Below are 12,596 nucleotides of genomic sequence, written 5' to 3'. Positions count from 1 at the left end.
GATGTCCGGGGCAAGCCCCATTCTGACCGTGCGGGACAAGCGACGGGCCTGCAACGGCGGCGTTGGGCGCGTGTCATACAGGCTCATTGCAGCGCCTGTTCAATTCACAGTACAATGCGCGGCTTCGGACGACTGATCGTCAGACGAAATCGGGCTCTTAGCTCAGTTGGTAGAGCAGCGGACTCTTAATCCGTTTGTCGTAGGTTCGACCCCTACAGGGCCCACCAGATACCCCCCAAGAAACCGTGCTGCAAAATATGCAGCACGGTTTTTTCATGCCCGGCCGGGGCAGGCGATGCGCGGCGACTTCGGCGCGGACGGCTGCGGCGCCATGGGCCGGCTTCTTGCCCCGTGGTGTCACTGGCCGAACAGGCGGACAACGGAGCCGCCGCCATGAACCTTGACGATCTGGCCGCTGACCCAGGCCGCCGCGGGCGAGGCGAGCCAGAGCATGGCGTTGGCGATGTCGCGCGGCTGTCCGGTCCGCCCGATCAGGTTGTCGGGGTGCTTGAGCCGCTCCTGCGTGGCGGCGTCGAGGCCCGCATCGCCGTAGCCCTCGGTCATCACCGTGCCGATCAGGATGGTGTTCACCCGCACCTTCTGCGCCAGCAGGTGGGCGATGGAGATCATCATCTGGTTCAGCGCCGCCTTGGCCGTGCCGTAGGCCAGGATGTCGTAGGCCGGCACGGCCGACGCGAACGAGCCCGAGTTGGTGATGCTGGGGTTCTCGGCCTTCAGCAGGTGCGGCAGGCAGGCCATCGACATGCGATAGGCGCTGACGGTGTTCAGCCGGTAGGCATTGACCAGTTCCTCTTCGGTGATCGCCGTCGGGTCGGCGTGGCGCGGGCCCCGGCCCACGTTGTTGACGAAGGTCGAGATGCCGCCGAAGGCTTCGACGGTCGCCTTGACCAGCGCGTCGATGTCGTCCTTGTTCGTCACGTCGCAGGCCATTCCCAGGCAGCGGCCACCGGTCTCGTCCGCGATGCGCTTCGCCGTGGCCTTGACCTTGTCGCCCTGAAGGTCGGCGATCATCACGTTCGCGCCGGCGCCGGTGAGCGTTCTGGCGATGCCCGCGCCGATGTTCTGGGCGCCGCCGGTGACAACGACGTTGTGGCCGTCCATGTGGAAATCGGCGAACGCGTCGAATGAGGGGGTCATTGGCTCGCTCCTTTTGGTTTGCCGCGTGCCGGGGCTGCCCGGGTCGGCCGGTGCTCCGGACGGTCTCAGCGTCTCAGTCGAGCTCCTGCACGCCGCCGCCCGAGACCGTCAGGATCTGGCCGCTGATCCAGGCCGCCGCCGGCGAGCACAGGAACAGCGCGGCGTTGGCCATGTCCTGCGGCTCGCCCAGCCGGTGGATGGGGGTGTGGGCCAGCATCCTGGTCTCGATCGCCTCGGTCAGCACCGAGCGCAGCGCGTCGGTGCGGGTGGCGCCCGGGGCGACGCCGTTGACCCGGATGTTTTTCGGTCCGAGGTCGAACGCGATGTTGCGCACCAAGTGACTGGTGGCGGCCTTGGACGAGGCGTAGGCCGCCATGCGCTGGTTCTTGTTTTCGGCCGCCATCGAGGTGATGGCGAGGATCGAACCGCCGCCGGCCTTTGCCATCTCGGACGCTGTCAACTGGGCCAGGCGGAACAGCGAAAAGACGTTCAAGTCGAACGCGCGGCGAAAATCCGGCATCGGCATGTCGAAGGGCTTGGGCCCGCCGCCGCCGGCGTTGCTGACCAGGATCGTCAGCTTGCCGAATGCCTGCACGGTTGCGGCAGTCAGGCCGGCCAGATCGCTTTCCTTCGTCACGTCGCACGCCGTGGCGGCCGCCTTGCCGCCTCGGGCCTTGATCTCGTCGGCCACGGCCTGCGCGGCCCCTGCATTCAGGTCGCTGACCATGACCGCCGCGCCGGCGGCCGCAAAGGTCTCGGCAATCGCGCGACCGATGCCGGCACCGGCCCCGGTGACCACGGCAACCTGGCCGGCGAGCGTGAAATCCGCTGGGTGATACATCCCATTGTTCTCCGTTTGATGGGGGTCATCCGGCTTTCGGCGGGACGGTGCTGACGGGGCCTGTGCGGCGTTCAAGCCAGCGGGACGAAGCGGATGCCAAAACGCCCATCCCGCCGTTGCGCCTGCCCGGTGGCCTTGCGGGCGACCGGCTTGCAGTCTATGCCGGCCGATCATGCTTTGACGCAAGCCCCTTGTTTCAACGTTGCAATCGCCGGCATCGATCGCGGCCCGCCGCGACGCATTGGGTCAGCGCCTGCCTGGGCGCCCATGGCGGTTGGCGCATTGACGCCAAATCCAAAGAATCAGGAAGGCCGCTGCACTCCACGCCAGTCACGAGCCAACCCAAACCAGCACGAGCGTTGCAAGAAAAGCAGCCAGGCTCAGCGGATCGATGCTGACTCCCAGCCATCCGAGCGGCACAGTCAGCAGCACGCCGAGCCTGAGTACCCACTCCGCGCCGAAAAACACGCCAGCGGCCAGCGCCAGCGCGCCCATCGCAAGCGATGGCCAGAGCAGTCTTGTGCGTCGCATCGACAAACTGGCAGCACCATCAAGCCGCGCCGCGAGGTCCCGCGGGCGAACCGGCGAGGGCGTAGATGTAGGCATCGATCGCAGCCCCGCTCGCCAGCGTCGCCGTGACGAGCACACGCTCGTAGCCCGGCCCCTCGAAGTCGTCCAGGCGGCTCCAGTGCGCCGCCATCTCGGGCGAGCTGAAAACCAACCCGTGCACCTCGTCGCCAGCCTCGGACGGCACGATGCCCGGGTAGCCGGCCGCCGCGCCCCAGCCGTCCTGCACGAGCGTGCCCCGCACCGTCGCGGGCTCCCACGTGCCTGGCACGTCGGCGAGCACGTGCGCATTCGGCCGTCCCGGCGCCAACGTGCCGTAGACAAAGAGTCGGTCCGTCATGATGTCTCCAAAGCCAGCTGGCGCATTCGTAACAATGTTGATCTGACCCCATTTAAATTTGCGGCTTGCTGCGGCCGGATTTGAGGCGCGATCGCAGCGCCTTGCCTTCCAGGCGCCGCAGTTTGGAGGCATGCGTGGGCTGGGTGGCGCGGCGCACGGGGCGCACGTGGGTGGCATCGGCGATCAGCGCGTGCAACCGCGCCAGCGCCTCGGCGCGGTTGCGGGTGCGGCTGCGCGAGGTTTGCGCCTTGATGACGATGACGCCGTCCCGGGTGACGCGCTGGTCCTGCAAGGCCATCAACGTGTGCTTGACCGCCGGCGGAAGCGACGAGCGCCCGATGTCGAAGCGCAGGTGCACCGCGCTGGAGACCTTGTTGACGTTCTGCCCGCCCGGCCCCTGGGCGCGCACGTCGCTGAACTCGATTTCGTGTAGGGGGATGGGGCAGTGCATGGCGACGACATCGCGCGGCGCGGGGCCGATACGCGCTGCCCCGCGTTATACAACGCCAACGCGTGCACAACCGGCTCCCGGCTGCGCTCGTGCGGCGATCGCCCTGCGGCATGTAAACCGCGTAAGCTGCTGTAGCCAGGCCGACCATGATGCCGTCGAGGCAATACCATGGGCGGATCAAGCGCAACGCGCTATCAAATTTAAAGTTGGCACGGTGTCGGCGCGGCTTGCGGCCTGCCTTGGCGGGCCAGCGCCGCGCAGCCACTACAGCGCAAAGGATCGAGATGCCCGAGAAAGACCCCGTTGATTTCCATCCCCCGCGGCAGTCATCGTCGGCCTGGGTCGGCTGGGTCGTGCTGGCCGCGGCGGTGCTGGGTGCGGCGTGGTGGTTCGGGTGGCGGCCCGCCCACACGCCGGCGCCGCAGCCGGCGGCCGAGGCGTCGGCACCCGCGTCGACGCCCGACGATGGCGCGTCCGCCCCCATGGCCCAGGCCTCGGAGCCCGACCACCCCGTCGACGCGCTGGCCCCTGCCGACACCGCCTTGCCTGCCCTGGCCGATTCCGACGCCCAGGTGGCCCAGGCGCTGCGCCAGTTGCTGGGCGCGCAGCGCGTGGCCAGCTTTCTGCAACTGGACGGCTTTGTGCGCCGGACCGTCGCCACTGTGGACAACCTGGCGCAGCCCTACGCCCCCGCCCGCCTGTGGCCGGTGCAGCCCGCGCCCGGGCGCTTCGAGGTGGCCGGTGCCGCCGACGCGCCGACCCAGACCATCGCGCCCGCCAACGCCGCGCGCTACCACGCCTTCGTGGCCTTTGCCGAGAGCGTGCCGCTGGATGCCGCCGTCAAGCTCTACGCGCGGCTGTACCCGCTGTTTCAGACCGCGTACGAGGAGCTGGGCTACCCGGGGCGCTACTTCAACAACCGCCTGGTTGCCGTGCTGGACCACCTGCTGGCCACGCCCGTGCCCACCGGCCCCGTGGTCGTGCAGCTCACGCAGGTCAAGGGCGACGTCCCATCCACCCGGCCCTGGGTACGCTATGAATATGCCGACCCGGCGCTGCAGGCGCTGTCCAGCGGTCAGAAGATGCTGGTGCGCATGGGCCCCGACAACGCGCGCCGCCTGAAGGCCGTGATGACCGAACTGCGCCGCCGCGTGGCCACCGGCGCCGTGGCCAAGCCCAAGGCCGATTGAGCAGGAACGCCCAGGGGGGCGCGCCCGACCGCCGGCGGCCGCCCCCGCAGCGTCGCGATCGATTGCTGCGCTGCGGATCGTTCAAGATCGAGCGCCACGCCGCGCAACGGAATCGTTCAGCGATTCACTTCCGCGCTTTGCACTGAATCGGCACCATGCGACCGATTTCCACCGTCAGATCGGCGCCTTTGCCACGAATGGTGTTGGGGCCATTGGAGTAGATGAAGCCGGAGCCGCTGGGCTGCTGTGGCAGCTCGATGCTTTGCCCCTGGCGCACCAGCACGGCGCGGCCCTGCGAAAGAAAGAACCGGACCGACAGCTCTTCGCCATTGGTGCAGGCAAAGGCCACGTCCCGGCCGCCCGGCGCAGCGTCGGCGACGGGCGGCTTGGTGGCGCATGCGGCGGTGACGCAGGCGATGGCTGCTGCGACGATCAGTGCTTTCATGGGTTCTTTCCGGGTGGTTTGAAAAAAGGACTCGTGCGGCGTCAACGGGCTGCCGAAGTCGGGGCTCATGGCCCGCAAAGGGTCGGGCGAACAGGGGCGCGACGTCAGGCCGCACCGTGCCGCACCAGTACCATCAGGCACGCGCCCAGCAGCACCGCGCAAGCACCAAGGTCGGACACCATGGCAACGTTCTCCAGCCGGTTGCGGTGGCCCTGCACGGCATGCATGACCCCCGCCAGGCCGTAGAACACGCCGCCGGCAAACGCGCCGGCCAGCCGCCAGGACGGCAGCCACAGACTGAGCACGCCCACCAGCCCGATGGCGACGTTGGCAAAGCCGAGCTCACGCACCAGGATCAGCGACTCGTCCGACTTCAGGCCCAGAATCTCGCGCGCCGTGTAACGCGGCTGGGCCATCTGCTTGCAGCCGGCCAGCAGCAGGCGCCAGCCGACGGCCCAGAAGGCAAACCACTTGGCGACGAGCGCGGCATCGAGAGCCGCCCCGAAGTACAGCGACTCCGCCGCGATGCACAGCAGCGGCAGCAGGAGCATGAAGGTGCCGACGATGGCGTAGTACATGCGGATCGTGATCGCGGTGAGTGGGTGAGCGAATACCGGAAGGGCTGCGTTTTCGTCTCGTTTACGCTTTCGTCTGCCTGAACAGCCAGTTCCTTGCCGCCTTGATGTAGAAGAACTTGCGCGCCGAACCCATGTGATCGACACTCTGAAATGTCAGGAAAGTGATGTTGCCCCCTTTGGCAAGATGGCCATCGACCTGCGCGGTCAGTTTGTCCTGATCGCTCACCGGGAAGATCAGCGCAGGGTCCAGACGTTCGGTCGGGCGCGTCACTTTCGCCCCTGCCTGCTCCCACACCGGCAGGCATTTTTCATTCCACGCAGTGGCCTTGTTGTCCTCCGTACCGGTGATGATCAGCACGTTCTGGTGCGCCAGTGACACCACATCGCTCGGCCGTTGCTGCCCGGCGATGATGAGGCCGCCCGCGAAGGTTTCCGGGTGCTTGGCCATCAACCACAAAGAGGTCATCGCCCCCATCGACCAGCCGGTGCAATAGACGCGCTTCGGGTCGATTTTCAGCACCTTGTCGGCCCTGTCGGGCAGGTTTGGATTGCCATAGTTCCAGGTGTTCGAGAGCAGCTTTTCGACCAGCCGGTAGGTGTTCTCGACGTCGTAGGTGTGTTCCCAATAGTCGTTCATCGTCGTGCGCTCATAGCGCGGGGTGATGACGACGCATTCGTGGTGCTCCTGTTCTTCCGGCAGGCTCCAGATGCTGGCGATGCATTGTTCGGTCAGCGTTTGGGCGCAAGTGCCGTCATAGCTGGTGCCCGAATGGGTGACGGCCAGCACCAGCGGATAAGCCCTGTTCTCGCCGCCGGGTTGCAGAAAGCCCTTGGGAAGATAGATGCTGTATTCCAGGCCGGCCGAACGCGTGTCATCCCACCACCAATGGCTCTGCTCCCAGGCATCGACCCCCCGGATCACCACGCTGTTGCCGCGCTGTCCGGCGTTGCTCCACACGGTGCTGCTGGCCGCATAGACTGCGCCGGCCACGGTTTTCACGGCGCGGTTCTGGGTCAGTGACACCTTGTCGCTGTCGGTCGTCGGGATGCTCAGGTCAAAATCGTGCTGGAATTCGGCGACGACATAACGGCCTGCCACGCTCTTGCGATCGGGACGCAATCCCGGCTCGGCATTGGTGTAGATCGCCGCCACCGTGCGCGCTGCGGCCCTTGCCGTGGTGGCGTTCTTGTCGGTCGATTGAGGCATGCCGGCCACGAACCCCTTGGCGGCGGGGAACACGCCCGCGCCATAGGTGTCGAGCGTCAGGCTGGCCGGATCGATATCGACGTCATATTCGGCCGCGATTCCATAGACCTTCTCGCCCCCGCCCGTCACCTCGCAGATCGCATGGATGCCCTGAATGCCGGGGCCGCGCTTCTCGCGGGCCAGACCGTCCGGACCGCCCGGCACAGCCGATGTGGCCGCCTGAAATCCGCCTTGCGCGCGTGCCTCCTGAACACCCAATCCGGCCGCAGACGCAGCACCCGCCAACACGGCCCCCGCAGCGACAAAGTCTCGCCTCGATACTTCGCTCATGCACCAGACCTCTTCATCAATGGTCGAGATGATCCGAAAACAGCGTCGCGCTCGCGGTCGCTTTGCTGTCAGGCCACGAGTCCGGAAGGTTCTTCAGTTTGCCGTTCCCAACCGACGCCCGTGCCCGAACTTCATCATACGCAGCCCCAGGAGAAAAACGAGAAAAACGACGTCGGACGAACATTCGCACGACGCGTGACTGACAGCGCCCCTCTCAACCGAAGGCCGGCCTTGGAGCAGTCGAGCAATGGAGATGTCCTCGTCAATGAGAGGCCAATGAATGCCGTTGCCATCGCCAGGCAGTTCGAAATCGAGGCGCTCGTCGTCGGAGCCGTGGGCCGGCTGCCCGCGTATTCAGGGATGTCGCTTCAACTTGGCGAGCCATCCCGCACGCGTGAGCCTGCCCCACCCAGCCGCCGATAAACCGTCGCCCGGCTCACGCCCAGAGCCCGGGCGGCGTCGGCCACGCGGCCGCCGGCCTGGCGCACGGCCTGGTGGATCAGGTCGGTTTCCACCGCCTTCAATGAGCGCGGGGTGCCGGGGCGGGCCGTGGCGGACGCGCCTGGCGCCGGGTGGTCCGCAGCGGCTTGCGCGGTCACCTGCACGCGCAGGCCGGACCACAGGGGCAGGGTGGCGGCTTCGCCTTGGCGCTGCGCCAGGTCGAACAACTGGGCCCAGGGCAGGGCGAACAAGTCGCTGGCGTGCAGGGGGCCGTGGGCCAGGCCGTGCAGGGCGGGCAGCATCTGGCGGGCGGTGGCGTTGGCGCCGGTGACCTGGCCGTCGACGTCCAGGCACAGCAGGCCCGCGCCTTCGCCGCCGCCGGCCACGCGCCAGCCGGCGGGCCAGGCCAGGTGCAGGCGCAGGGCGTGGGGGCGGGCCAGCACCAGGGCGTCTTCGATGCCTTGGGCCGAGCGGGCGACGAGGTATTGCAGCTCGGGGCGCTCGGGCGCGTCCACGCCGGTGACGTCGAGCATGCCCAGGCAGGCGCCGTCGGGGCCGAACAGGGGCGCGCCGGCGCAGCTGTAGACGGCGGTGGCGTTGAAGAAGTGCTCGCCGCGGTGCAGCCACACGGGCGCGCGCTCGGCCAGGGCGGCGCCGATGGCGGTGGTGCCGACGCTGCGCTCGGACAGATCGACTCCCACGCGCGCAATGGCATGCGTGGCGCGGTTGCGGTGGTCGATGGCGCCGGCCGTGTCGATGACGCAGCCCTGCGCGTCGGTCAGCAGCACGAAGTAACGGATGGGCGCGATGGCGGCGGCCAGGCGCTGCAGCTCGGGGCGGGCGGCGGCCAGCAGGGCGGCGTGGGCGTCTTGTGCGTCGGCGCGGGCGCTGGCGGGCACGGGGTCGAAGGCAACGTGCGCGCCCGGCTGCTGGCCGCGTTGCAGGCAGCGGTGCCAGCTTTGCATGATCCAGGCGCGGTCCAGCCAGGCGCTGGCCAGGGCTTCGGTCAGCTCGGTGCCGTCCAGCAGCACGCTTTGCCGCGCCAGGGCGATCTGGCGCAGGCGCACGTCGCCTTGAGAGGCGGGCAGGGCGGTCATCGCGGTGTCTCCGTGTCTCATTCTGAGAATATTCAAGTCGGTTGCCAAAAACCGAGGGTTTTGCCTAGGTCGATCGGAATGCCGTGTTCCAAGAATGGCCATTTTGATGCCAATTGGACAACCCCACGACAAGGAGACGCCCGCGATGAAAGTCGAGCTCAAGGTCAATGGCAAGGCGGTCACGGCCGACGTGCCGCCCAACACGCCGCTGGTGCAGTTCATCCGCGAGCATTTGCGCTTGACGGGCACGCACGTGGGCTGCGACACGGCCCAGCGCGGCGCCTGCACGGTGATCGCCAATGGCCGGCCCATCAAGGCCTGCAACATGCTGGCGGCGCAGATGCAGGAGCGGACATCACCACCATCGAGGTGTGGCCGCGCCTGACGGCACGCTGCACCCGGTGCAGGCCGCCTTCAAGGAATGCCACGGGCTGCAATGCGGCTACTTCGCACGCCTGGCATGGTGATGAGCACGATCGATTTGCTCAAGCACCACTCCCAGCGCCACGGAGGGCGAGATCCGCAGCCTGCTGGAGGGCAACCTGTGTGAAGCCGCACGGGCTACCAGAACATCGTCGTCAGGCGGTGCAGATCGCGCGTAAAAACTATGGCCGCCTGAAGCCGCCGCATGATGGCGATATTACACCATGGGTGCCACTGAATTTAAGGTTGCCGCACATCGGCGAATCCATGAAGCGCAAGGAAGACGCGCTTTCTCACCGGCGTGGGCAACTACACCGACGACATCGTGCAGGCCCAACAGAAGTACGCGGTGTTCGTGCGCCGCCGCACGCGCACGCCATCGTCAAGAAGGTGGACACCGCCGCCGCCAGCGCTGGCGCTGGCGTGGCGCGCGTCTTCACCGGCGCCGACGTGGAGGGCAAGATGGGCGGGCCGCCCTGCGGCTGGCTCATCAGCAACCCCGACGGCAGCCCCCATGAAGGAGCCGCACCCCATCCTGGCCAGCAAGAAGGTGCGTTACGTGGGCGACCACGTGGCCATGGTGGTGGCCGACACGCTGGCGCAGGTTGTGGATGCGGCCGAGGCCGGTGGTGATCATGAAGAACTGGCCCCGGTCATCGACATGCGCACCGCCGCCAAAGGCCCCGCGCTGCACGACGAGGCGCCTGACAACTACTGCTACAAGTGGACGCTGGGCGACAAGGCCGCGGTGGACGCCGCCTTTGCCGGCGCCGCGCACGTGACCAAGCTGACCTGACCAACAACCGGCTGGATCCTCAACGCCATGGAGCCGCGCGCCGTCAACGCCAGCTGGGCAACTGGCGGCACGGACGAATCGGTGCTGTACGTGGCCAACCAGAACCCGCATGGAGCGCCTGCTGATGACGGCCTCTGTGCTGCAATGGCCCGAGCACAAGGTGCGCGTGATCGCGCCCGACGTGGAAGCAGGCTTCGGCTCCAAGATCTTCTTGTACGCCGAGGACGTGGCGGCCACCTGGGCGGCCAAGCAGCTCAATTGCTCCATCAAGTGGACGGCCGAGCGCAGCGAATCCTTCGTCAGCGACGCGCACGGGCGCGACCACATCACGCACGCCGAAATGGCGATGGACAAGGACGGCAAGTTTTTGGCCATGCGCGTGCACACCCACGCGAATCTGGGCGCGTATCTGTCCACCTTTGCCTCCAGCGTGCCGACCCATCCTGTACGGCACGCTGCTGGCGGGGCAATACACGGCGCCGCAAATCTACGTCGAGGTGGACGGCTGGTTCACCAGTACGGCGCCGGTCGATGCCTATCGCGGCGCCGGCCGGCCCGAGGCCACCTACGTGGTCGAGCGCCTGGTCACACGCTGCGCCTGGGAGATGGGCCTGGCGCAGGACGAAATCCGCAAGCGCAACTTCATCACCCAATTCCCCTATCAGACGCCGGTGGCGCTGCAGTACGACACGGGCGACTACCACGCCTGCATGAACGACGCGCAAAAACTGGCCGATGTGGCCGGCTTTGACGCCCGGCGCAAGGCCAGCGAGGCCAAGGGCCTGAAGCGCGGCATCGGCTACAGCAGCTACATCGAGGCCTGCGGCCTGGCGCCCAGCAACATCGCCGGCGCCCTGGGCGCGCGCGCCGGCCTGTTCGAGGCGGGCGAAGTGCGCGTCAACCTGACCGGCAGCGTGACGGTGTTCACCGGCTCGCACAGCCACGGCCAGGGGCATCGAGACCACGTTTGCGCAGCTGGTGGCCGCGCGGCTGGGCATCGACCCCAGCCAGGTCGACATCGTGCACGGCGACACCGGGCGCATCCCGTTCGGCATGGGCACCTACGGCAGCCGCTCGCTCAGCGTGGGCGGCACGGCCATCATGAAGGCGCTGGACAAGATCGAGGCCAAGGCCAAGAAGATCGCCGCGCACCTGATGGAGGCCAGCGACGCCGACATCGAGTTTGCCAATGGCGAGTTCACCGTCAAGGGCACCGACAAGAAGATCCCCTTCTTCGGCCAGGTGGCGCTGACGGCCTATGTGCCGCACAACTACCCGCTCGACAAGCTGGAGCCGGGCTCAACGAAACGGCCTTCTACGACCCGACCAACTTCACCTACCCGGCCGGCACCTACATCTGCGAGGTTGAGGTCGACCCGGCCACGGGTGTGGTGCGGGTGGACCGCTTCACCACGGTGGACGACTTCGGCGTCATCATCAACCCCATGATCGTCGAAGGCCAGTGCACGGCGGCGTGGCGCAGGGCCTGGCCAGGCGCTGATGGAGCACGGCGTGTACGACCTGACAGCGGCCAGCTGCTGACCGGCAGCTACAGCGACTACACCATGCCGCGCGCCGACAACTTCCCGAGTTCAAGCTCGGCCACGTGTACGCCCTGCACCCACAACCCCATCGGCAGCAAGGGCTGCGGCGAGGCGGGCGCCATCGGCTCGCCGCCGGCGGTGATCAACGCCGTGCTGGATGCACCGGCGCCCCTGGGCGTGAAGGACCTCGACATGCCCGCCACGCCGTACCGCGTGTGGCAGGCCATCCAATCGGCCAAGGCCTGAAGAAAGGAGCCCTCTCATGTACGCCTCACCTACGAGCGCCCCGCCACCGCCGCCGATGCGGCCAGGCTGGCTGCGGCCGGCGGCAAGCTGCTGGCCGGCGGGCAGACTTTGCTGGCCTCGATGAAGCCGCCGGCGGCGCCCGAGCAACTGGTCGACCTGGGCGCCATCCAAGAGCTGAAGGGCATCCGCCGCGAGGCCGGCACCCTCACCATCGGCGCCATGACGCGCCACTGCGAGGTGGCCGAAAGTGCCGAGGTGCGCGCCGACATCGAAGCGCGCTGGCCGAGCTCGCCAGCCACATCGGCGATGGGCAGGTGCGCGCCATGGGCACCATCGGCGGCTCGGTGGCCAACAACGACCCTGCCGCCGACTACCCGGCCGCGCTGCTGGGCCTGGGCGCCACCATCCACACCACCGCGCGCCAGATCAAGGCGGACGACTTCTTCCAGGGCCTGTTGCCAACGCGCTGCAAGACGGTGAGCTGATCACCGCCATCGGCCTGCCCATCCCCAAGCGCGCGGCTTACGTCAAGTTCGCGCAGCCGGCTCCCGCGCTTCGCGCTGATCGGCGTGTTCGTTGCGCAGCAGGGCGACGGCAGCGTGCGCGCAGCCGCTCACCGGCGGCGGCAACGGCGTGTTTCGCCACGCGGGCATGGAGGCGGCGCTGGCCAAGCAGTTCACGCCTCGACGCGGTGGCGGGCGTCAAGACCGACGAAGCCGAAATGTCCAGCGACCTGCACGGCTCGGTTGCCTACCGCGCCCACCTGGTCGGCGTGATGACCCAACGCGCCGTGGCGCAGGCGCTGGTTTCGAGCTTGCCCCGACGTTCCCCGGGCGGCTGTCGGCGCTTGGTCTTACCCCTCCCTCTGGGAGAGGGCTGGGGGTGAGGGCCATCGGCGCTGGCACAACCATGGAGAATTCAAGTCAACCGCCGCTTGCGCCC

Annotated in this window: 13 protein-coding genes, 1 tRNA gene and 5 pseudogenes; 9 read left to right on the top strand and 10 right to left on the bottom strand. The window is 67.7% G+C overall.

The features are described from left to right. Positions 1–151: 151 nt before the first annotated feature. Positions 152–227, top strand: a tRNA-Lys gene (locus tag U1F38_RS08185). Positions 228–357: 130 nt separating this feature from the next. Here the strand turns inward: U1F38_RS08185 and U1F38_RS08180 are convergent. From U1F38_RS08180 to arfB, 5 genes are all read right to left on the bottom strand, one after another. Beyond that, entirely contained in the window at positions 358–1,158 is an 801-nt protein-coding gene (locus U1F38_RS08180; protein WP_409986561.1) for an SDR family oxidoreductase, read from the bottom strand. Between the two features lie 73 nt (positions 1,159–1,231). Further along, a complete protein-coding gene (gene hdhA / locus U1F38_RS08175; RefSeq protein WP_409986560.1) occupies positions 1,232–2,074 on the bottom strand; it encodes a 7-alpha-hydroxysteroid dehydrogenase in 843 nt (280 codons plus the stop codon). A 255-nt stretch (positions 2,075–2,329) separates the two neighbouring features. Beyond that, positions 2,330–2,494, bottom strand: coding sequence for a hypothetical protein (locus U1F38_RS08170; protein ID WP_409986559.1), 165 nt, complete (start codon positions 2,492–2,494; stop codon positions 2,330–2,332). 55 nt (positions 2,495–2,549) lie between these two features. Further along, complete coding sequence (locus U1F38_RS08165) at positions 2,550–2,906, bottom strand: gamma-glutamylcyclotransferase (protein WP_409986558.1); 357 nt, start codon at positions 2,904–2,906, stop codon at positions 2,550–2,552. Positions 2,907–2,958: 52 nt separating this feature from the next. Further along, complete coding sequence (gene arfB, locus U1F38_RS08160) at positions 2,959–3,357, bottom strand: alternative ribosome rescue aminoacyl-tRNA hydrolase ArfB (protein WP_409986557.1); 399 nt, start codon at positions 3,355–3,357, stop codon at positions 2,959–2,961. 284 nt (positions 3,358–3,641) lie between these two features. Between arfB and U1F38_RS08155 the strand changes: the two genes are divergently transcribed. Continuing rightward, positions 3,642–4,547 carry a DUF3014 domain-containing protein gene (locus U1F38_RS08155; protein ID WP_409986556.1) on the top strand — a complete coding sequence of 302 codons (906 nt, stop codon included), beginning with the start codon at positions 3,642–3,644 and terminating at the stop codon, positions 4,545–4,547. A 124-nt stretch (positions 4,548–4,671) separates the two neighbouring features. On the opposite strand, the gene U1F38_RS08150 is transcribed toward U1F38_RS08155, so the two are convergent. The 5 genes from U1F38_RS08150 to U1F38_RS08130 all read right to left on the bottom strand — a co-directional run bounded on the left by U1F38_RS08150 (position 4,672) and on the right by U1F38_RS08130 (position 8,645). Continuing rightward, positions 4,672–5,061 carry an MliC family protein gene (locus U1F38_RS08150; RefSeq protein WP_409986555.1) on the bottom strand — a complete coding sequence of 130 codons (390 nt, stop codon included), beginning with the start codon at positions 5,059–5,061 and terminating at the stop codon, positions 4,672–4,674. A 35-nt stretch (positions 5,062–5,096) separates the two neighbouring features. Next, positions 5,097–5,570: a DUF6790 family protein gene (locus U1F38_RS08145; RefSeq protein ID WP_409986554.1), complete on the bottom strand. Its 474-nt coding sequence runs from the start codon at positions 5,568–5,570 to the stop codon at positions 5,097–5,099. Between the two features lie 61 nt (positions 5,571–5,631). Beyond that, on the bottom strand, positions 5,632–7,107 hold the full coding sequence (locus tag U1F38_RS08140) for an alpha/beta hydrolase-fold protein (protein WP_409986553.1): 1,476 nt from the start codon (positions 7,105–7,107) through the stop codon (positions 5,632–5,634). A gap of 93 nt (positions 7,108–7,200) precedes the next feature. Then, on the bottom strand, positions 7,201–7,461 hold the full coding sequence (locus U1F38_RS08135; protein ID WP_409986767.1) for a DUF2442 domain-containing protein: 261 nt from the start codon (positions 7,459–7,461) through the stop codon (positions 7,201–7,203). 14 nt (positions 7,462–7,475) lie between these two features. Further along, the gene (locus U1F38_RS08130; protein WP_409986552.1) at positions 7,476–8,645 is read right to left on the bottom strand and encodes a helix-turn-helix domain-containing protein; all 1,170 of its coding nucleotides are present in this window, start codon (positions 8,643–8,645) and stop codon (positions 7,476–7,478) included. A gap of 145 nt (positions 8,646–8,790) precedes the next feature. On the opposite strand from U1F38_RS08130, the pseudogene U1F38_RS08125 reads away from it, so the two are divergent. The 7 genes and pseudogenes from U1F38_RS08125 to U1F38_RS08095 form a co-directional block, all read left to right on the top strand. Next, positions 8,791–9,264, top strand: a pseudogene (locus tag U1F38_RS08125) ((2Fe-2S)-binding protein). 318 nt (positions 9,265–9,582) lie between these two features. Next, positions 9,583–9,864 carry a hypothetical protein gene (locus U1F38_RS08120; RefSeq protein WP_409986551.1) on the top strand — a complete coding sequence of 94 codons (282 nt, stop codon included), beginning with the start codon at positions 9,583–9,585 and terminating at the stop codon, positions 9,862–9,864. 109 nt (positions 9,865–9,973) lie between these two features. Next, positions 9,974–10,264, top strand: a pseudogene (locus U1F38_RS08115) (molybdopterin cofactor-binding domain-containing protein); the annotation flags it as partial. Between the two features lie 97 nt (positions 10,265–10,361). Continuing rightward, positions 10,362–10,766, top strand: a pseudogene (locus U1F38_RS08110) (molybdopterin cofactor-binding domain-containing protein); the annotation flags it as partial. A 76-nt stretch (positions 10,767–10,842) separates the two neighbouring features. Then, complete coding sequence (locus U1F38_RS08105; RefSeq protein WP_409986766.1) at positions 10,843–11,313, top strand: molybdopterin cofactor-binding domain-containing protein; 471 nt, start codon at positions 10,843–10,845, stop codon at positions 11,311–11,313. Next, positions 11,214–11,654, top strand: a pseudogene (locus tag U1F38_RS08100) (molybdopterin cofactor-binding domain-containing protein); the annotation flags it as partial. The gene U1F38_RS08105 and the pseudogene U1F38_RS08100, both read left to right, overlap by 100 nt. A gap of 66 nt (positions 11,655–11,720) precedes the next feature. Further along, positions 11,721–12,459, top strand: a pseudogene (locus U1F38_RS08095) (FAD binding domain-containing protein); the annotation flags it as partial. Positions 12,460–12,596 lie beyond the last annotated feature (137 nt).

This window comes from Ottowia sp. (genome assembly GCF_046348305.1).
Taxonomy (GTDB): Bacteria; Pseudomonadota; Gammaproteobacteria; order Burkholderiales; family Burkholderiaceae_C; genus Ottowia.
This window is presented reverse-complemented; position numbering and strand designations above follow the sequence as displayed.